The organism is Pseudomonas antarctica (genome assembly GCF_900624995.1).
GTDB lineage: Bacteria > Pseudomonadota > Gammaproteobacteria > Pseudomonadales > Pseudomonadaceae > Aquipseudomonas > Aquipseudomonas antarctica.
In genome coordinates this window covers 292,071-311,810 of record NZ_UYXQ01000001.1, presented here as the reverse complement: position 1 = coordinate 311,810, position 19,740 = coordinate 292,071, and the positions used below count along the sequence as shown (strand labels likewise).

Here is a 19,740-nt window from a genome sequence, read left to right as displayed (position 1 = left end):
TATTCAGAGGATCCAGCTATGAGTAGCGGACGTATCGTTCAAATCATCGGCGCCGTCATCGACGTGGAATTTCCACGCGACAGCGTACCGAGCATCTACAACGCTTTGAAAGTACAAAGCGATGCAGGCACCACTCTGGAAGTTCAGCAGCAGCTGGGCGACGGCGTGGTTCGTACCATTGCAATGGGTTCCACCGAAGGCTTGAAGCGCGGTCTGGATGTTCTGGACACTGGCGCTGCCATCTCCGTACCGGTCGGTAAAGCGACCCTGGGCCGGATCATGGACGTACTCGGTAACCCAATCGACGAAGCTGGCCCGATCGACACCGAAGAGCGCTGGGGCATTCACCGCCCAGCACCTTCGTTCGCCGAACAAGCTGGTGGCAACGATCTGCTGGAAACCGGCATCAAGGTTATCGACCTGGTTTGCCCGTTCGCCAAAGGCGGTAAAGTCGGTCTGTTCGGTGGTGCCGGTGTAGGCAAAACCGTAAACATGATGGAACTGATCCGTAACATCGCCATCGAGCACAGCGGTTATTCCGTGTTCGCCGGTGTGGGTGAGCGTACTCGTGAGGGTAACGACTTCTACCACGAGATGAAGGACTCCAACGTTCTGGACAAAGTGGCACTGGTTTACGGTCAGATGAACGAGCCGCCGGGTAACCGTCTGCGCGTAGCACTGACCGGCCTGACCATGGCCGAGAAGTTCCGTGACGAAGGTAACGACGTTCTGCTGTTCGTCGACAACATCTACCGTTACACCTTGGCCGGTACTGAAGTATCCGCACTGCTGGGCCGTATGCCTTCGGCAGTAGGTTACCAGCCGACCCTGGCTGAAGAGATGGGCGTTCTGCAAGAACGTATCACTTCGACCAAAGAAGGTTCGATCACCTCGATCCAAGCGGTATACGTACCTGCGGATGACTTGACTGACCCATCGCCTGCGACCACCTTCGCCCACTTGGACGCCACCGTCGTTCTGTCCCGTGACATCGCTTCCCTGGGTATCTACCCAGCGGTCGATCCACTCGACTCGACTTCGCGCCAGCTGGACCCGAACGTAATCGGCCAGGAGCACTACGACACCGCTCGCGGCGTTCAGTACGTGCTGCAGCGTTACAAAGAACTGAAGGACATCATTGCGATCCTGGGTATGGACGAGCTGTCGGAAACCGACAAGCAGTTGGTATCCCGCGCTCGTAAGATCCAGCGCTTCTTGTCGCAGCCGTTCTTCGTGGCTGAAGTCTTCACCGGTGCCTCGGGTAAATATGTTTCCCTGAAAGACACCATTGCTGGCTTCAAAGGCATCCTCAACGGTGACTACGACCACCTGCCAGAACAAGCGTTCTACATGGTCGGCGGCATCGAAGAAGCGATCGAGAAAGCCAAGAAACTGTAATCCCGGCGCCCGGCAACGGGCGCTCATCAGGTTGAGGCAATCAGATGGCTATGACAGTCCATTGCGATATCGTCAGCGCGGAAGGGGAAATCTTCTCCGGTCTGGTAGAAATGGTGATTGCACACGGCGAACTCGGTGACCTGGGTATTGCCATGGGCCACGCGCCGTTGATCACCAGCTTGAAGCCAGGTCCGATCACGCTGACCAAGCAAGGCGGGGAACGTGAGGTGTTTTACATCTCTGGTGGTTTCCTCGAGGTTCAGCCGAACATGGTCAAGGTACTTGCCGACACCGTGCAACGTGCTGGCGACCTGGATGAAGCCTCCGCTCAGGAAGCCGTAAAGGCTGCCGAGAAGGCCCTGAACGAAAAGGGCGCGGACTTCGACTACAGTGCTGCTGCTGTACGTCTGGCCGAGGCTGCAGCTCAGCTGCGCACGCTCCAGCAGTTGCGCAAGAAGTAAGCGGCTACGCCGTCGTACATCATGCGCGATTGATTAAAAAGGGTAGCCTCGGCTACCCTTTTTCTTTTTTAGCAAAACACTTCTCTGGTCTGAAGCCGGACCGCCCAGGATTGGTAGCCATTCATGTCTCTTGAAATCGTCATTCTCGCCGCAGGCCAGGGCACCCGCATGCGTTCGGCACTGCCGAAGGTGCTGCACCCGGTCGCGGGCAATTCCATGCTCGGCCATGTTATCCACAGCGCCCGGCAACTGGACCCGCAGCGGATTCACGTGGTGATTGGCCACGGCGCCGATGTGGTGCGTGAACGCCTGGCCGCCGATGACCTGAATTTCGTGTTGCAGGACAAACAACTCGGTACCGGCCACGCCACCGCGCAAGCCGTGCCGTTCATCACTGCCGACACCGTGTTGATCCTCTACGGCGATGTGCCGCTGATCGAAGTGGAAACCCTGCAACGCCTGCTCAAGCACGTAGTGCCCGGCCAGATGGGCCTGCTCACGGTTGAGCTGGATGACCCGACCGGCTATGGCCGCATCGTGCGCACCGCCGACGGCAAGGTCGCAGCTATCGTCGAGCACAAAGACGCTACTCAAGCGCAGCGCGCGATTACCGAAGGCAACACCGGCATTCTCGCCGTCCCTGCCAATAAGCTCGCTGATTGGATGAGCCGCCTGTCCAACAATAACGCCCAGGGCGAGTACTACCTCACCGACGTGATCGAGATGGCCGTGAGTGATGGCTTGCTAGTCGCCACCGAGCAGCCCCACGACCCAATGGAAGTGCAGGGCGCCAATGATCGCAAGCAACTGGCAGAGCTTGAGCGCCACTACCAACTGCGCGAAGGACGACGCCTCATGGCCCAAGGCGTGACCTTGCGCGATCCGGCACGCTTCGATGTGCGTGGTGAAGTCACCGTGGGCCGTGACGTGCTGATCGACATCAACGTGATCCTCGAGGGCCGTGTGATCATCGAAGACGACGTGGTGATTGGCCCGAACTGCGTGATCAAGGACAGCACCCTGCGCAAAGGCGTGGTGATCAAAGCCAACAGCCATATCGACGGTGCGGTGATGGGCGAGGGCAGCGATGCCGGCCCGTTTGCGCGCTTGCGTCCGGGCAGCGTGCTGGGCGCCAGGGCCCATGTGGGTAACTTCGTTGAACTGAAAAACGCGCGCATGGGCGACGATGCCAAGGCAGGCCACTTGGCTTATCTCGGTGATGCGGTCATCGGTGCTCGCAGCAACATCGGTGCGGGTGCGATCACCTGCAACTACGATGGCGCGAACAAGTATCAGACGACGATCGGTGAGGACGTATTCATCGGCTCGAATAACTCGCTGATTGCACCCGTCACCATCGGCGACGGATCCAACACCGCTGCGGGTTCCACCATCAATCAGGATGTGGATAAGTCTCAACTGGCGGTGGCCCGCGCCCGTCAGCGCAACATCGACGGTTGGAAACGCCCGGTCAAAATCAAGAAGACCTGAGTTATCCACAGAGTCGAAATCAGCACAGTTCAAATGTGGAAGCGGGCTTGCTCGCGAAAGCGTCGGGTCAGGCCCTGAAAAGTTGACTGACACACCGCATTCGCGAGCAAGCCCGCTCCCACATTTTGCTCAGTGTTGTGTCAAAAAGACTTTTCGATCTGCTTGACGATTTCCTGCCAATAGGTTTTGATTACCTTCGTTATCTTTCGAAACGAAACTTAAGATCATCATGTCGAAACGAAATACACCCCAACGACGCCACAACATCCTGACCTTGCTCAATGAACAGGGCGAAGTCAGCGTGGACGAATTGGCCAAGCGTTTCGAAACCTCGGAAGTGACCATCCGCAAGGACTTGGCCGCTCTGGAAAGTAATGGCCTGTTGCTGCGCCGCTACGGTGGCGCAATCACCATGCCCCAGGAGTTGGTGGGCGACGCTGCCCAACCCATCTCGGCCTACAAGCGCGCCATTGCCCGTGCAGCGGTGATGCGTTTGCGTGAACACGCACGCATCATCATCGACAGCGGCAGCACCACCGCCGCTATGATCCCCGAGCTGGGCCATCAGCCTGGCCTGGTGGTGATGACCAACTCCCTGCACGTAGCCCGCGCCTTGAGCGAGCTGGAGCACGAACCGGTGCTGCTCATGACCGGCGGCACCTGGGACCCACATTCCGACTCGTTCCAGGGCCAGGTTGCCGAGCAAGTGCTGCGCTCCTACGACTTTGATCAACTGTTTATCGGCGCCGACGGCATCGATCTGCAGCGCGGCACCACCACCTTTAATGAATTGCTGGGCCTTAGCCGCGTGATGGCCGAGGTCGCCCGTGAAGTGGTGGTGATGGTCGAATCGGACAAAATCGGCCGCAAGATCCCCAACCTGGAACTGCCCTGGAGCAGCGTCCATACCCTTATTACCGATGATCGCCTGCCGCTTGAGGCCCGCGACCAGATCCAAGCCCGCGGCATTACGCTGATATGCGCGGCAATCATCTAGGAGAAAAACCATGTGTGGAATTGTAGGCGCAGTCGCTGAACGCAACGTCACCGCCATCCTGCTTGAAGGCCTCAAGCGCCTGGAATACCGTGGCTACGACAGCGCCGGTGTGGCCGTCTTCACCAACGCCGGCAAGCTGGAGCGCATGCGTCGCCCGGGCAAGGTCAGCGAGCTGGAGCAAGCCCTGCTCGGCGAGCCGCTGGTCGGCCGTCTCGGCATCGCCCACACCCGTTGGGCAACCCACGGTGCGCCGTGCGAACGCAACGCGCACCCGCACTTCTCCGGTGACCTGGCCGTGGTGCACAACGGCATCATCGAAAACCACGAAGTCCTGCGCGAGCAACTCAAAGGCCTGGGCTATGTGTTCACCTCGGACACCGACACCGAAGTCATCGCCCACCTGCTGAACCACAAGCTCAAGGACCTCGGCGACCTGACCGTCGCCCTCAAGGCTACCGTTAAGGAACTGCACGGCGCCTATGGCCTGGCTGTGGTCAGCGCCAGCCAGCCAGACCGCGTGGTTGCCGCACGCAGTGGCAGCCCACTGGTGATCGGCCTGGGCCTGGGCGAAAACTTCCTCGCCTCCGACCAACTGGCCCTGCGCCAGGTCACCGACCGCTTCATGTACCTGGAAGAAGGCGATATCGCCGACATCCGCCGTGAAAGCGTGGCGATCTGGGACGTCAACGGTAATTCCGTAGAGCGCGAAGCCGTGCAATACCGCGACGGCGCCGAAGCTGCCGACAAAGGCGAATTTCGCCACTTCATGCTCAAGGAAATCCACGAGCAGCCATCCGTGGTGCAACGCACCCTGGAAGGCCGCCTGAGCCAGAATCAAGTGCTGGTCAACGCCTTCGGCCCGCAAGCCGCCGAGCTGTTCGCCAAAGTGCGCAATGTGCAGATTGTCGCCTGCGGCACCAGCTACCACGCCGGCATGGTTGCGCGTTACTGGCTGGAAGAACTGGCGGGCATACCGTGCCAGGTCGAAGTCGCCAGCGAATTCCGCTACCGCAAGGTGGTGGTGCAACCCGACACGCTGTTCGTGACCATCTCCCAGTCCGGCGAAACCGCCGACACCCTGGCCGCTCTGCGCAACGCTAAAGAGCTGGGCTTCCTCGCCAGCCTGGCGATCTGCAACGTCAGCATCAGCTCGCTGGTGCGCGAATCCGACCTGACCCTGCTGACCCAGGCCGGTCGTGAAATCGGCGTAGCTTCCACCAAAGCCTTCACCACCCAACTGGTTGGCTTGTTGTTGCTGACCCTGTCCCTGGGCCAGGTGCGCGGCACCCTCGCCGAAGGTGTTGAAGCCACGCTGGTCGAAGAACTGCGCCGCCTGCCGACCCGCCTGGGCGAAGCCCTGGCCATGGACAGCACTGTGGAAAAAGTCGCCGAACTGTTCGCCGACAAGAACCACACCCTGTTCCTCGGCCGTGGCGCGCAATACCCAGTCGCGATGGAGGGCTCGCTGAAACTCAAGGAAATCTCATACATCCACGCCGAAGCCTACCCAGCCGGTGAACTGAAACACGGCCCATTGGCCCTAGTGGATGATGACATGCCGGTGGTCACCGTCGCGCCAAACAACGAACTGCTGGAAAAGCTCAAATCCAACCTGCAGGAAGTGCGCGCCCGTGGCGGCCAACTGATTGTGTTCGCCGACGAAAAAGCTGGCATGACCAATGGCGAAGGCACCCACGTCATCAACATGCCGCACATCCACGACACCCTGTCGCCGATTCTCTACACCATCCCGCTGCAGTTGCTGTCGTACTACGTCGCTGTGCTTAAAGGCACAGACGTTGATCAGCCGCGTAACTTGGCGAAGTCGGTGACGGTGGAGTAGCACGACACAGCGTGGAGGCGGATCGTGGTGCCAGACAAAATTTTCTGCCACCACGGGCTCAATGGATGCGGGGCTAAACCGGCCAGCCGAACATGCCGGCTGAGTGAGTATTTTGACACTTACGAAATACGCTGCCCAACTGGCACCCACGTTCAACAGTACAGGTTGATACCAACGTCTACGCATATCGAGTGTGTTGCAGGATCACAACCACTTACCCTCAGCATTCTGAACAAGCATCTCCTCGACCTGGTGCGTACCAACGGCTGCAGAAAGCATCGCATTGGGACTTTTGCCTGAAAAATCATGGCTTCACGGACTCCACTTTGGATGCTAATGCGTGGCGTAATTGTCGACGATCAGATGCAGCTGAAGATGCTTGGGCGTTTCGCGATTGATCTCCTTGAGAAATTCCAGACATCCCTGATGCCAGTGTTGGCGCTTAATGGAACTGATCAAGCGACCCTGAAAATAATCCAGCGCAGTGAACCACGGAGGACTTACCCCCGCGTCTAGAAAAAAACGCGGGTCAACAGGATCACCCGGGCGCGACGACCGTCACGCTGACGGTGGTGGCAGACCCTGTGTGGCCGCTTACATCCGGATTTGCCGCTTTGTTTCGTCTCAGTCTCAGGAGTAATCTGGCAAGCGCATCGCCATATACGGGGCGTGGTCGTAAGTACCCTTTTTCCTCTTGTGAGCGCGCGCGGTACGCGCACAGGGCCTAACTGTGTTTCTGGCTGAACAAGTAATAACCTATTTAATACTTTGGCCCGACGTGAACAGCGCATTAATGAACAGGCCAAAACATTACTGTTTTGGGTTATTAGTGAAATACCACGGCTGCAGAAGTTAATATTAATCCGCGCCGGAGGTGAACGTAAAGTGCGAGGCAATGAGGTGTGAGTGGCGCCTACACACCCACGGGGCATGCAGAAAATAAAATCTGCACCCTTACTGCCATTGCATGCAGGTTTTTCATCAATTACAATCGTCAAAATTCAACTGGAGCTTCAGTATGTCATTATTGATTTCTTCTGAAAACAAACCTCAGCTCTTGTCTGTTAGTCAGATGACACTCGAGAGCGTTAATGCTCTTTTTCATTATGCAGACATACTCAAGCCCGTTGCCAGTCGTAAAAAAGTTTGCAGAGTTCTAGAGGGCGCTGTTTTAGCGAATCTTTTTTTCGAGGCAAGTACCAGAACCCGTATTAGTTTTGGGGCTGCATTTTGTCGGCTGGGTGGCGCCGTCTGCGATACAACAGGGTTTACTACGTCCTCGATGGCGAAAGGTGAGTCAATCGCGGATACCAGCCGCGTGATCAGTGGTTACGTGGATGCGATTGTATTAAGGCACCCTGAAAAAGGTGCGGTTGCTGAGTTTGCTAGAGCCACTAACCTACCGGTTATCAATGGCGGAGACGGGCCCGGCGAACACCCCAGTCAAGCGCTGCTCGATCTTTACACGATAATAAAAGAGTTGTCGCGTTCGGGTAAGGATATCAATGGTTCGCATATCGCTCTTGTCGGTGACTTAAAGTATGGGCGTACGGTCCACTCACTGATAAAACTGTTATCTCTTTATAAAGGTCTTAAGTTTACACTGATCGCTCCAAAAGCCTTGCAGATGCCCAGTTATATTCTGGATGAAGTTTCAAATGGCGATAATATCATTGAGCAGTTCAGTGTGCTGGACAACAATGTGCGTGACATAGACATCGTGTACGCCACCCGCATCCAAAAAGAGCGGTTCTCTGCGGGTGAAGACGATAACTATTCTCCAGAGTTACAACTTAACAAGCGTTTTATTGATAAATATTGCAAGCCCAGCGTTATTGTAATGCACCCCCTGCCCCGTGACAGCCGCGCTGAAGCGTTTGATTTGAGCACGGATTTGGATAACGATCCAAGACTTGCCATTTTTCGACAAACCGACAATGGGATACCGATTCGAATGGCACTGTTTGCGGTGCTAATGGGCGTGGAGTCGAACATTCAAAGCTCATTGCGTGATACTACTTGGAAAACCCCGCATTTTATGGGGCCCAATGATCACTTCACGCTACACGAATGATGTCTACGTTATCTTGGGCAATCATCTATGAACCTGTAATAACGGACCCGATCATTGTATAAATTTTTTGCCCAACGGCACTTTCGACTGCACGGGTATGCTACCAAGCTCCAGTGCTAGTCCCCTTCCCGATCGTGCCAATCCCTAAACCCAACGCATTGGCCATTTATAGTTATTTGGTACGTTCAGGGTGAGGGGGAGTGCCAGCTTCCACCTTCGTGACCCGCACGCCGTATTCTTTATCGGCGTGTTTTTAACTCAAACGGTCGCCAATTCTTGAACGTCTTCCCAAGACGTCTCCCTCCTATTCGCTTCCTGGTCGCGACACCCTCGGCCGATTCACTTCGGCATGCACGCCCAGTGTGCTTTAACCGAGGTATCCGTCGGTCAGGTCTTAGGTAAGCGCTCCAGAAACCCCACCGACTTAAAGGTGGGTGGCGAGCTTAGTCAGCCGAACAATTTTCCTTTATCCAACTGACGCTCGTCGAGCATCTGCCCAAGCATCTGCCCAAGCATTTGCTTGAGCAGAACGGGATCATCTGGAAGGTTTCGGACAAGGAATTCATGCCCCGGAATATACCGAATCAGGCTACGAATCGCCGCGTCAACACTTGATGAGGGCGATTGGGCCAAAGGTCAAAGCCATCGAGCCTTATAAAGGCTTCACTCGGTTGCGGGACTTGTTGAGGAAAACGAAAAAAACGGGGTCCAATACTGCGACTTCAATATCCAACTCGACCAGCGCAGCCAAGGCGTCGATGGATTTTCGGAAGTCGACCGGTTTGGGATGCAGATACACTTTTTCGACTTTGGCATCATGGCGAGCTGGCTCCTGAGGGAATCGGGAGCACAGCATCCGGGATCAGCAAAGCGCTTTGAACGTCGGGTTTATGCAGTGCTTACGATGAGTTGGCGGGACACCAGCCGATCATTGCGGCCATGGCAGAGTCCTGATGCATTTGCCCGGCCCCATCCAGACGCTGAGGTTTTTCTGATGGACCTCAGTGTCTGGTTCCGGGGCTGCTACGCATCCCATCCCGAGCTCCGCTCGCCACGCGTGTTGCGCTTACTCAGTGCTCTAGGCTGATCACGGCACAAACTCCACCTTCAACCCCCGGCTCGCGCTACGTCCCTGATCATCACTGACCCGTAACCGGTATTCCCCCGACTTGCCCGGTCGCCAGTTCAGCGTAGTTTGCGCAGGGCCTTGGCCGATCAGCGTTTGGTTGGCGAACCAATAGAGCGTCGTTGCGTCGCTGGCCGCGTTGGCATTCAGCGGGATACTTTCCTGCGGCTGGGACAGGCGTAACTGATAGCTCACTTGAGTTAACGGTGAGCGTATCTGCGGCGCTTCGCTCTGATCGCTGACACGGTTGGGTTGGCAGTTCTTCATTACGTTGGGCGGCGTGCGCCGGGGCAGGCCGGCGGCGCGGTACAGGCGCTGCACGTCGCTGGGCCAGAATTCGAAGACTTCTTCGCGGGTGTATTGCGCATCGAAGGGCGGGCACGCGGCCTTGCCGGTGCGCGTGTCGATCAGCACTGGGCGGTGCAGGCTGGACACACGTATCGGCGAGACGCCGGGCACGTACCAAGTCTTGCGGGTTTGCGGGCACCAGCGGTTGGGCAATTCCCCGGAGGCCGCGCAGACATCAATGCGCACCAGCCCGGCGGGTGGCTTGTCGGGTTTTATCACCACCGTGGGCAGTGCCAGGGGGAGGGCATCGGCGACGCGGAAGAACAGCGGCGCAGCGGTCTTGGCGCCGATAAACGCAGGGTTCGGTCGACCATCGAAGTTGCCAACCCACACCACCAGCACGTACGGGCCGACCAGGCCTGCGCTCCAGGCATCGTGAAAACCCCAGGAGGTGCCGGTTTTCCACGCGGTGCGCCAATGGCGGCCCGGCAAGCCATCCGGCCGTGGGTTGCGGCGCAGCATGTCGCGCACCATAAACGCGGCTTGCGGTGTGAGCAGTTGGGGGCCGGTAGATTGCGGCTGTTCCTGCAAATAGCGCAGTGGCCGCAAATGCCCGTCGCCGGCCAGCATCACATACAGCTGCGCCAGCTCCTGCGGCGTCATCTCGCCGCCGCCCAGCGCCAAGGCCAGGCCGTAATGGCTCTCGCCGCGCAGGCCTTTGATGCCGGCGCGCTGCAGCAAGCCGTACAGTGAAGGCGACTTGACCTGGCTGGCGAGCCACACCGCCGGGATGTTGCGGCTACGGATCAAGGCGTCCCGAGCGGTCAGCGGCCCGATAAAACTGCCGTCGAAATTTTCCGGCTGAAAGTAGCCGAAGTTACTCGGCAAATCCTTGAGGATGCTCATCGGGTGGATCACGCCCTGATCCAGCGCCAGCCCATACAGAAACGGCTTGAGGGTCGAGCCTGGCGAGCGCCGCGCCAAGACGCCGTTGACCTGCCCGTGAATGCTTGTGGATAAGTAATCCGCCGAGCCCACCAGCGCCTTGACGCTCTGGTCGCGGCTGTCGATCAGGATCGCCGTGGCGTTTTCCACTCCGGTGCTGCGCCGTTCGGCGATAAACCCGGTGATCAGGCGCTCCAGCAATTGCTGAAGCGCCAGGTTGAGGGTGGTGTTGAGCTCGTTACCTGCCTGTGACGCAAGCAACTGTTCGCTCAGGTGCGGCGCCAGAAAGGGGATCTGCTGACGGTTACGCGCTTCCAGCGGCAAGTCGAGCAAACTGTTGTTGCGTGGGTCGTGTGGATAAGTTTCACGCCAGTCGGCCATCAAGCGTAGCCGCGCGTTTTGCAGCGACGGCCCAAAGCGTGCGCGCCGCCCCGGCTGCTGGGGAATCACCGCCAGCGCCAGCGCTTCAGACAACGACAACTGCGCCGCCGACTTGCCAAAGTAAATCCGGCTGGCCGCCTCGGCGCCTTCGATATTGCCGCCCATGGGCGCCAGGTTCAGGTAGGCCTCGAGAATGTCGTGCTTGCTGTAACGCGCTTCCAGCCACAGCGCCAAGGCCATCTGCTGCAACTTGCCCGGCACTTGGCGGGTGTTCAAGTCCCACAGGCGCCGCGCCAATTGCATGCTCAAGGTTGAGCCACCCTGGCGTTGGCCACCGCTGTAGGTGGCTATGGCTGCACGCAGCAGCGCCGGGGGATTGATCCCCGGGTGCCAGTAGAAATTGCGGTCTTCCTTGAGCAGCAAGGCTTCGACTAATGAAGGCGACATGCGCGCAAGCGGTAGCCATAAACGGTATTGGCCGTCAGCTGCCAACGTCATGCGCAGCAACGCACCGTCGTCGGCCAGCACCACCCGCGAGGAGGTCACGGCCTGTTCCAGCGGGGCATGTGGCCATAGCCGCAACCCCACCAGCACCGCCGCCGTTGCCAGCAGCGGCGTCAGGCGTTTAAGGCTTGGTAATTTCAAGCTGGCCTACTTTGCCGCGCCCTTGCAGGGTGGTTTCGTACATCCCTTCGGCGTAGGCCGGTGGCGTGTTGAAGGTGCCGGCGTTGGTGGCGCGCACGCGGTAGACGAACGTGGCTACGTCGCGCAGTGCGGTGCCGTACAACACCACTCGATCATCACGCACATCCACGTAGTCCGGCTGCCAGTTGCTCAGCTCGGTTTCGCCGATGGGCGCTTGCCAGGCGTCAGTTTCATCACCGTCGGCGGTTTCCACGTACTCCGAATCGTCGCCTTCACTTTCATCGGCGCTTGCGGCCTCTGGTTCCGGCGGCAAGTTATACACAGGCTCGACGCCGCCCGGCAGCAGGTCGACCACGGCCACTTGCTGCACTTGGTCGCGGTCGGTGGCGCGCAGACGCAGGCGCACCAGGAACTCATCGCCCACCGCCACCTTGCTCACGGGGTCGCCCTTGAGGTCGAGGTATTCGTGGATGATTTCCAGGCCATTGTTGATCGGCTTGAGCTTGGCGCCCTTGTCGAAACCGGCTTCGCTGAGCATGTAGAACGCGGCCGGGCCGTCGGTTTTTTCCATCACCAGCTTCTGCGTGGCACCCGGCACGGCGGCGCGCGGTGGCTGGCCGGCCATCTCCAGCAATTGCTGCTGCTTGTCGCCCAGCCAGGCGGTGGCCTTGAGGGTCATGTCGTTCTGCGCGCGCTGGCCATAGTTGTCCAGGGCACGCAGCAGCAGGGCGGCCGACAGCGAGTTGTAGCGTTGCTCGTTAAGGCGTTTGCCGAGTTTATCCAGCAGCGCTGTCGGTACATCGTCGAGCAATTCTGGGAAATGCCGCGCCAGCAGGTGCAAGTGTTCGGCGTCGTGCACCAGCGGGTCGTAATACAGGCCGTCGCTGACCCACTTATCCACAAGGGAGCGCCATGGGATTTTGCGGAACAGCGTATCGGCCTGGCGATCCTGCTTGAGCAGTTTGTAGCTGGCGGCCAGGTAAGCGGCGCCCAGGTCGTTCTGCCAGGTGTCTTTGAAGTAGCTCTCGTAGCGCTCGCGGATATCGCTCAAGGCGCCGCTCACCAGAATCCCCTGACGGCTCAGCAAGTAACTGGCGTAGGCACGGTTGCGCAATTCCGACAGACCTTCGCTCGGGCCGTTGGCCAGGTCCGTCAGGTAGGCATTAGAGCGCACCAGCAAATCTTCCGGTACCGGCAGCCCGCGTTCCTTGGCTTCGATCAGGAAGTCGGTGGCGTACAGGCTGGCGTATGGCGCCACATCCGGGTTGGCCGCCCACAAACCGAAGCCGCCGGCTTGGTTCTGGCGTTGACGCAACATGCGCACCGCGCTGCTGAACGCTTGCTCGGCTTCTGGCGCCGTGCCGCCCCAGATCAACGCCGGCATGGCCTTGGACACCAATTGCTCGGTGCAGGCGTAGCCGTAGTCATCCAGGTAATGCTTGAGGCCGTTGGCCCACACCAGCGGCGAGGCCGCTACGCCCAACTGCACGTCGCGCAGTTGGCTGAACAGTTCTCGCGTTGGTTTGAGCGCTTTGCTGGCGCTGTCGAAGCGTCCCAGGCTCAGGGCCACGCGATGCTCGCTCAGTGGGCGGATCGAGGTGGTTTCTGCGACTTGAATACGCTTGCCGTCCGGCAGCACCGCGATAAATTGCAGGTCCGCCGAGCCGAGGGTTTCGCCGACCTTGATCTTGAATTCGGCGGTCCCTTCTTTGCGCGGCTGCAATGACAAGGTGCTGCCCTTGTTGCCCTGCACGTTGAGGCCGTCGCTGGTCAGCAGTTCAAACTTCACCTCTGCCGCCGCATCGAGGTTACTGAACACCCCGGCGCTCACATTGAACACATCCCCCGGCGCCACGAAAGCCGGCACGTTCGGCGTGATCACGATCGGCCCACGCACCTCGGTGCTGGCCTCGCTGACACCCACGCTGTCGGCATCCACAGCCACCGCAAACAGGTGCAGCTTGCCGTTGAAGCTGTCCGGCACTTGGTAATGCAGCACGGTTTCACCGGCCGGTAGGTCCACCAGCCCGGACCACCAGGCCACAGGCGGCTGATGTTTACGCTTGAACGGGTTGAGGTGGTTGGCCAGGGCGCCTTCCGTATCGCCACCGGGCGCAGCCCCACTGAGCAGGCGGCTGAATTCCGGCAGGATCAGGTCAAGAATCTGACTGGTGCCGACCTCCAACGCGCGCTTCTGGAAGAAGAAGCCTAACGGGTCCGGTGTCTGGTAGCGCGCCACTTGCAGGATGCCTTCGTCCACTGCGTAAACCACCGCACGGCCTGGGCGGTCGGCGGTGACCTTGATGTCCAAGGTCTGCCCCGGCTCAATTTTCGCCGGGCCTTCAACCTTCAGCGCCATGCGTCGGGCATCCAGGTTAATGCTGAACGGCACCACGCCGTAGGACAGCGGGCTCATATAAACCTCGGACGAGCCGATGTCCCGCACAAACTGCACGTTCACGTAGGCATTGCCCTCAAGCCCTGCAGGCACGCGGATATGTTGCACGCTGTTGGTGCTGTCGGCCTTGAACCACTGCTGGGTGTAAACCTTGTCGCGCTCGATGGTGATCAAACCGGCGCCGGTGTACGGCGCGCGGATGCTGATCGCAATTTCATCACCGCTGGCGTAGCTGTGTTTATCCAGGCGCAATTGCAATTCGGCATTACGCTCCAGGGAGCGCGACGTGTTGCCACGCCCGGCCACGCTGTAGTCGATCTGGTTGAGCAGGTTGCCATTGGCATCCTTGAGTTGCAGGGTGAAATCACCCGGCGTGCCGGTGCTCAGGGTCTGCTTGGCGCCGTCTTTGGTCATCGTCAGCGGTGAGGCCGGCTGGCTGATGTTCTTGATGCGCGACTCGTACTTGTAGGTGCCGTTGGACTGTTTCACCAGCACCGACACATAACGGTGCTCGACCACTTCGGTGGTCAGGCCGTTCACCGCCAGTGGCGTGAGGTCCGGCGCGACGGCCAGCCACTGCACCTGCCGCGGTGCGTCTTTGGCGACGTACGACAGCGAGTCCTGACTTTTCACGCCCACCAGATACGGCGCGGACGACACCAGCAGCGCACTTTGCGCCGCCACGTTCCGGCCACCTTCGGCCTCGAACACTTGGGTCATCACTTGCAGGCGATAGGTGCTGTTGGCGAAGCGTTGCAAGTTGAGGTCAAGCACCGCCTGGCCGTTGTCGTCGACGGTGGTTTCGGCCAGGTCTTCGGTGCTGGCGTCTTCCAGCGAATCGTTGAGGCGGAAGCGGTAATCGGGATAACGGTCGAAGGCCGCGAGCGTCGGGCTCAGGGACATCTTCGCCGTGACCCGGCGGCCGGACGCCGGGGCGCCGAACAGGTGCATTGCGGTGACTTTGGCCACCACCTGGTCCGGTGGGATCCAGCCCAACACCGGCGTTTCGTGCAGGCTCAGGCTGACCTTCATGCGGTCCGGCTCGAAATCGCGGACCTTGAAACTGACGTTGCCCAGGTCGATGCGCGTGTTTTTCTGGCCAATCAGTTGCAAGGTCGCGGTGTAATCCCCGGCGGGGGCGACTTCGCTGCTGGGGAAGTCAAAGGTTTCAAAACCGCTGGTGGACAACTTCAGCGGCTGGCGAATCACCTCCAGGCCACGCGGGTCGGTGATTTGCAGCTCCACCGGCAGGCCTTGCAGGGCGCCTTTCCAGTTGCCGCTGCGCAAGATCATGCCCACGTGCGCCGTCTCGCCCGGGCGATACAGGCCACGGTCGGTAAACAGGTACGCGCTGAGGCGATCAATCGCACCGTCTTCTTCCAAACCGCCTACATCGAAACGCGACAGATCCAGTTGCTGGGACTGGCGGGCAATCGGCAGGAAGGACTGATCATTGCCGCGAGTGACCACATACATCAGCGGCGTTTTCTCGCGGCGAAGTTCATCCAGCTTGGCGAAATGCACATGACCTTCGGTGTCGGTGCGGCCATTGCTCACCGGCAGGCCGTTGCGACCAATGATGTCGACTTGCGCGTCAGCCACCGGCGAACCATTGCCGATCGACTGCACATACACATCATGGCTGCCGTCGCTTGCGCGCTTGGCGATGATGCCCAAGTCGGTGACCACGATAAAACGCAGGTCACTGGTGCTGCTGCGGTCGTACTCGAAAGTACGCGGGGCCGGGTCATCCTGTGGGCTGAGCTTGAGCACGAAAATGCCGCGACGCCCGCCGTTGGCGGTGAGGTAGTGGCTCAGGTCAATGTTGTCGTAGACGGTTTTCGCTGGGTCATTGGACGACAGCGGGATATCCAGCGACTGACGCTCAACCATCCGATCAAAGTATTCATTGCCGAAATTCGGTCGGGCAAAGCTGCCGCTGCTCTGGTCCACCAGGTGTTGCAGCTGGTTGGGCAGCAGGCGGGCGATTTCCACGTGGGCGCCGGGCACGCCACGAGCCATGAAGCCCAGACGTTTTTCGCCGTTGAGGCTGAGCAAGGCGCCGTCAGACAGGAACTGCAACGTGCGCGGATACGCCGGCATGCTGATCAAGGACGTCGTAGGATTCTTCGCCAGGTAGCCACCGATGGCTTCCAGGTTGGCGGGCACGCGCACATACAGCGCGCGGCCAGCCGGTGCCTTGAACTTGAAGGCGTGCAGGGTGTTCAGCGGCTCGACGCTGGGCACGTGGGTCAGGTTGACCTTGGTGCTGCGGGCAAGCATTGCGTCGTCGATGTCGTTGCTGGTGTAGGGGCGGGTGTCGTCCTGGGCTTTTTCCGGCAGCAGCCAGGCCTGCACCTTACCGGCGATGGTGTCATCGGCCACGGCGCTGGAGCTGCTGAACATCAGTACCGGCTCCGGCTCGCCGCGTTCGTTATCCACAAAACTGACCTCGGCGCCGGTAAAGGTCAGGCGATAGCGGCCGGGCACGGTGACTTCCGCCACCAGCGGCGCGTTGCTGGCATTGCCGCCCTCGCGGGCCTTGATGCCTTCATCAAGCTTGGCGCTGACCGGCGTACTTTCCAGCGGCGTGGCCAGGGCGGCGGAGCGTACGTAGACGTTGAGCTTGGTGTCGTCGAAGGTGATTTCCGGGCGGTTAGGCAGCTGCGCGTCACGGTAGGCCAGGCCTTTGCCGAGGGTCACGGACACTCGCTTGCGCAGGCTCTCTTCATCCACAGGGTGGGAAAAGTGGAAGGTCGCCACCAGCTGTTTCAGCGTCGGGTTGGATGGGTCTTGGTACAGCTCGTTGTGAGTCAGGGTGGCGCGGAACGGCTGGGTGGAAAACTGGCTGCTGTACTGGCTGAGCAGCACGCCATCGGCCAGGAGGTTTTTCTTCGCCAGATCCAGCGTGTAATGGGTGTCGATGGGCCAGTCTTTTTCCGGCACGAACAGTAAGGTGCGGTCGTCGGACCAGCGCCAGGCGCCCGCCACTGTGGGCTTGAGCGTGATGCCTTCGGTAACCGTTTTACCCATCGCCGCCAACGGGGCCACGGATTCAGCGAAACGCACCTGCACGTTATCCACAACCGGCGGCTGCTGGGTGTAATCCGTCAGGTTGGGTTTGTGCAGCGAATAACCCACGGTGTGCGGCTGCGGCAGGTTCGAATACCAATGCCAGCCATAGAAGCCGGCGGCGGCCAGCAACACCAGCGCCAACACCCCGGCGCCAGCCTGTCGCGGGTAAGCGCGGGCCTTGCGGCCCAGGTTCGCCAGGCCATGGCCGATAGCACGCAGCCAGGATGGCGGTTGCCATTGGCCGAACAGGGCACTCACCACAGTGGTTAACAGGCTGAGAAAACGGCGGCTGATCGCTTTCAACGTATCGAACATGGTGAGCATCCCTGGCTAAGTGCGGCGTATCTTACAGCGTCTTTGATACAAAAGATGACGTGGATACACCGCAGGGCTCAGGCTTGCTGCACAAAAGTGAGACGCAGCGCAAAACCGATCAACAGACTGCCGAATAACCACTGCTGCATACGTTGTGCCGAGCGATTACGTGCCAGCCAGCGGCCGATGCGTGCGCCGGCCAGGGCGTAGCAACAATCGAAGACGAAACCGACACCCACCAGGATCACGCCCAGCAACGCAAATTGCGCCGCCACCGGGCCGCTTTGCGGGTTGATGAATTGCGGCATCAGCACCGAGCAGAACAACAGCGCCTTGGGGTTGAGCAGATTGGTCAGCAGGCCGCGTTGAAAGGCCGCGCGCCAGGCATGGGCTGGCGGGGCGCCGTGAGAGGCTTCGAGCGCTGGCAGCATATTGGCGCGCAGGCATTGCACGCCCAGCCATAACAGATAGGCCGCACCGCCCAGGCGCACCACATCAAAGGTCCATGGTGCCACCTTGAACAAGGTCGCCAGCCCCATGCCCGCCAACGCCACGTGGCACGCCCGGGCGATTCCCAAACCGATGGCCGTGGTCAGCGCCAACGCCTTGCCCTGGCGTGCGCCGGTTTGCAGCAGCAGGATCATGTCCGGCCCCGGCAGCAGATACACCACCGACAGCGCCACCAAAAATAACCAGAGCTGCGCCATGTTTCACCCCCTTAAATTGTCGGCTAATTCTAGGGCGGGAGGGTGAGGCAGGTGCTTGCGTAGTCAGCTAGAAAAGCGTCTAGTCTTGGCACTATCTGCCACTTATAAAGCCAACGACCATTCATTTATGCCAAATCTAAAACTCGATGCGTTTGACCGCAAGATTCTTGAAGCCCTGCAGCGGGACGGGCGCCTGAGCAATGTACAACTGGCGGATGAGATCGGCCTGTCTGCCTCACCCTGCTTGCGGCGCGTGCGCCTGTTGGAAGAGGCCGGGGTGATTCGCGGCTATCAGGCGACGCTGGATCGCGATGAAGTCGGCTTGGGCATGATGGTGTTTGTCGGCGTGAAGGTGGAACGGCATAACGACACCGAGGCGAATGCGTTTCGTGAGGCGGTGACGGCGTTGCCCGAGGTGATCTCGGCTTTTTTAGTGTCGGGCGAGTCGGATTTTCTATTGCAGGTGGTGGTGCCGGATTTGCGTGGGTATGAGCGGTTTGTTACTGGGAGCCTGTTGAAGCTGCCGGGCGTGAGGGATATCCGCAGCAACTTCGCGATCCAGACCGTGAAAACCCCAGGCGCCTTGCCGCTGGGGCATTTGCCAGGCTGAGGCCTTGAAAACACCCAAAAACCAATGTGGGAGCTGGCTTGTGTTCGGTGGGGTCAGGTCCACCAGTACCGCACTAGGTGAAAGAAAATCGGCGCGGCAAAACACACCGAATCCAGCCGATCCAGCATCCCGCCGTGCCCTTCGATCATATGCCCCCAATCCTTCACGCCGCGGTCGCGCTTGATCGCCGACATCACAATGCCGCCGGCAAACCCGAGCAGGTTGATCAGCAGCGCGATCAAGAACGACTGCCACGGGTTAAACGGCGTGGTCCACCACAGCGCTGCGCCGATCAGGGAGGACAGCAGAATCCCGCCAACAAAGCCTTCGACGGTTTTGGACGGTGACAGGTTGGGCGCGATCTTGTGTTTGCCGAACAGCTTGCCGCACACGTACTGCAGCACGTCCGACAGTTGCACCACGATCACCAGGTAGGCGATCAGCAACAGGTTGCGGCCTTCGTAGCCAGGGATGTCGAGGGTCAGCAGGGCCGGTACGAACGACACGCAGAACACGGCGATCATCAGGCCCCATTGCACCTTCGATGCGCGTTCCAGGAAGTGCGTGCTGTCGCCGCCCAGCGAAGCGAGGATCGGCAGCAGCAGGAACACGTACACCGGGATGAAGATCGAGAACAGCCCATACCAGTCTGAGTAGATCAGCAGGTATTGCACTGGCAACGCCAAGTAAAACGCGGCCACCAGCGCCGGGTAATCGCTGCGGCGAGTGGGAGTGAGGGTAAGGAATTCGCGCAGGGCGTAGAACGACACCGCATAGAACAGCAGGATCACCGCGCCGGTGCCCAGCCAGAAGGCGATGCCAATCACCACCACCATCACCCACCAGGCGTTGATGCGGGCGTTGAGGTTGTCGATCACCGCATTCGGCGTGCCACGGGTGCGCAGCTTGAGGATCAGGCCGATCAGCGAGGCGAGCACCAGGATGGCGCCGATCCCGCCAAACAACATCAGGGTTTGGCTATCCAT

Annotated in this window: 13 protein-coding genes and 1 pseudogene; 7 read left to right on the top strand and 7 right to left on the bottom strand. The window is 59.6% G+C overall.

What is annotated here, in order from left to right:
- The first annotated feature begins 18 nt into the window (after positions 1-18).
- From atpD to glmS, 5 genes are all read left to right on the top strand, one after another.
- Positions 19-1,398: a F0F1 ATP synthase subunit beta gene (gene atpD, locus E0F99_RS01425; protein WP_083356001.1), complete on the top strand. Its 1,380-nt coding sequence runs from the start codon at positions 19-21 to the stop codon at positions 1,396-1,398.
- Positions 1,399-1,442: 44 nt separating this feature from the next.
- Positions 1,443-1,859 (top strand): F0F1 ATP synthase subunit epsilon, encoded by a 417-nt coding sequence (locus E0F99_RS01420; RefSeq protein ID WP_083356002.1) that lies wholly within the window; start codon positions 1,443-1,445, stop codon positions 1,857-1,859.
- 123 nt (positions 1,860-1,982) lie between these two features.
- A complete protein-coding gene (glmU, locus tag E0F99_RS01415; RefSeq protein ID WP_083356003.1) occupies positions 1,983-3,350 on the top strand; it encodes a bifunctional UDP-N-acetylglucosamine diphosphorylase/glucosamine-1-phosphate N-acetyltransferase GlmU in 1,368 nt (455 codons plus the stop codon).
- Positions 3,351-3,576: 226 nt separating this feature from the next.
- Positions 3,577-4,347, top strand: a complete 771-nt coding sequence (locus E0F99_RS01410) for a DeoR/GlpR family DNA-binding transcription regulator (RefSeq protein ID WP_173667136.1) — start codon at positions 3,577-3,579, stop codon at positions 4,345-4,347.
- 10 nt (positions 4,348-4,357) lie between these two features.
- On the top strand, positions 4,358-6,190 hold the full coding sequence (gene glmS / locus E0F99_RS01405) for a glutamine--fructose-6-phosphate transaminase (isomerizing) (RefSeq protein WP_083356004.1): 1,833 nt from the start codon (positions 4,358-4,360) through the stop codon (positions 6,188-6,190).
- A gap of 336 nt (positions 6,191-6,526) precedes the next feature.
- On the opposite strand, the pseudogene E0F99_RS01400 reads toward glmS, so the two are convergent.
- Positions 6,527-6,679: pseudogene (locus E0F99_RS01400) on the bottom strand (IS630 family transposase); the annotation flags it as partial.
- Between the two features lie 529 nt (positions 6,680-7,208).
- On the opposite strand from E0F99_RS01400, the gene E0F99_RS01395 reads away from it, so the two are divergent.
- On the top strand, positions 7,209-8,264 hold the full coding sequence (locus tag E0F99_RS01395; protein WP_232000118.1) for an aspartate carbamoyltransferase: 1,056 nt from the start codon (positions 7,209-7,211) through the stop codon (positions 8,262-8,264).
- A gap of 447 nt (positions 8,265-8,711) precedes the next feature.
- On the opposite strand, the gene E0F99_RS29950 is transcribed toward E0F99_RS01395, so the two are convergent.
- From E0F99_RS29950 to E0F99_RS01375, 5 genes are all read right to left on the bottom strand, one after another.
- Positions 8,712-8,897, bottom strand: coding sequence for a hypothetical protein (locus E0F99_RS29950; RefSeq protein WP_165447598.1), 186 nt, complete (start codon positions 8,895-8,897; stop codon positions 8,712-8,714).
- 19 nt (positions 8,898-8,916) lie between these two features.
- The gene (tnpB, locus tag E0F99_RS30365) at positions 8,917-9,120 is read right to left on the bottom strand and encodes an IS66 family insertion sequence element accessory protein TnpB (protein ID WP_083356006.1); all 204 of its coding nucleotides are present in this window, start codon (positions 9,118-9,120) and stop codon (positions 8,917-8,919) included.
- 231 nt (positions 9,121-9,351) lie between these two features.
- Positions 9,352-11,649 (bottom strand): penicillin-binding protein 1C, encoded by a 2,298-nt coding sequence (gene pbpC / locus E0F99_RS01385; RefSeq protein ID WP_083356007.1) that lies wholly within the window; start codon positions 11,647-11,649, stop codon positions 9,352-9,354.
- Positions 11,630-17,437, bottom strand: a complete 5,808-nt coding sequence (locus tag E0F99_RS01380) for an alpha-2-macroglobulin (protein WP_083356008.1) — start codon at positions 17,435-17,437, stop codon at positions 11,630-11,632. Before E0F99_RS01380 ends, pbpC begins: the two co-directional genes overlap by 20 nt.
- A gap of 77 nt (positions 17,438-17,514) precedes the next feature.
- Positions 17,515-18,144: a LysE family translocator gene (locus E0F99_RS01375; RefSeq protein ID WP_083356009.1), complete on the bottom strand. Its 630-nt coding sequence runs from the start codon at positions 18,142-18,144 to the stop codon at positions 17,515-17,517.
- A gap of 127 nt (positions 18,145-18,271) precedes the next feature.
- On the opposite strand from E0F99_RS01375, the gene E0F99_RS01370 reads away from it, so the two are divergent.
- Entirely contained in the window at positions 18,272-18,754 is a 483-nt protein-coding gene (locus tag E0F99_RS01370) for an Lrp/AsnC family transcriptional regulator (RefSeq protein WP_016978705.1), read from the top strand.
- Between the two features lie 53 nt (positions 18,755-18,807).
- On the opposite strand, the gene E0F99_RS01365 is transcribed toward E0F99_RS01370, so the two are convergent.
- Entirely contained in the window at positions 18,808-19,740 is a 933-nt protein-coding gene (locus tag E0F99_RS01365; RefSeq protein WP_083356010.1) for a phosphatidate cytidylyltransferase, read from the bottom strand.

Bases quoted from the DNA above. Each gene is read 5' to 3' on its own strand.
- atpD (WP_083356001.1), top strand. From the start codon at position 19: ATGAGTAGCGGACGTATCGTTCAAATCATCGGCGCCGTCATCGACGTG.
- E0F99_RS01420 (WP_083356002.1), top strand. From the start codon at position 1,443: ATGGCTATGACAGTCCATTGCGATATCGTCAGCGCGGAAGGGGAAATC.
- glmU (WP_083356003.1), top strand. From the start codon at position 1,983: ATGTCTCTTGAAATCGTCATTCTCGCCGCAGGCCAGGGCACCCGCATG.
- glmS (WP_083356004.1), top strand. From the start codon at position 4,358: ATGTGTGGAATTGTAGGCGCAGTCGCTGAACGCAACGTCACCGCCATC.
- E0F99_RS01395 (WP_232000118.1), top strand. From the start codon at position 7,209: ATGTCATTATTGATTTCTTCTGAAAACAAACCTCAGCTCTTGTCTGTT.
- tnpB (WP_083356006.1), bottom strand. From the start codon at position 9,120: ATGCTGTGCTCCCGATTCCCTCAGGAGCCAGCTCGCCATGATGCCAAA.
- E0F99_RS01380 (WP_083356008.1), bottom strand. From the start codon at position 17,437: ATGTTCGATACGTTGAAAGCGATCAGCCGCCGTTTTCTCAGCCTGTTA.
- E0F99_RS01375 (WP_083356009.1), bottom strand. From the start codon at position 18,144: ATGGCGCAGCTCTGGTTATTTTTGGTGGCGCTGTCGGTGGTGTATCTG.
- E0F99_RS01370 (WP_016978705.1), top strand. From the start codon at position 18,272: ATGCCAAATCTAAAACTCGATGCGTTTGACCGCAAGATTCTTGAAGCC.
- E0F99_RS01365 (WP_083356010.1), bottom strand. From the start codon at position 19,740: ATGGATAGCCAAACCCTGATGTTGTTTGGCGGGATCGGCGCCATCCTG.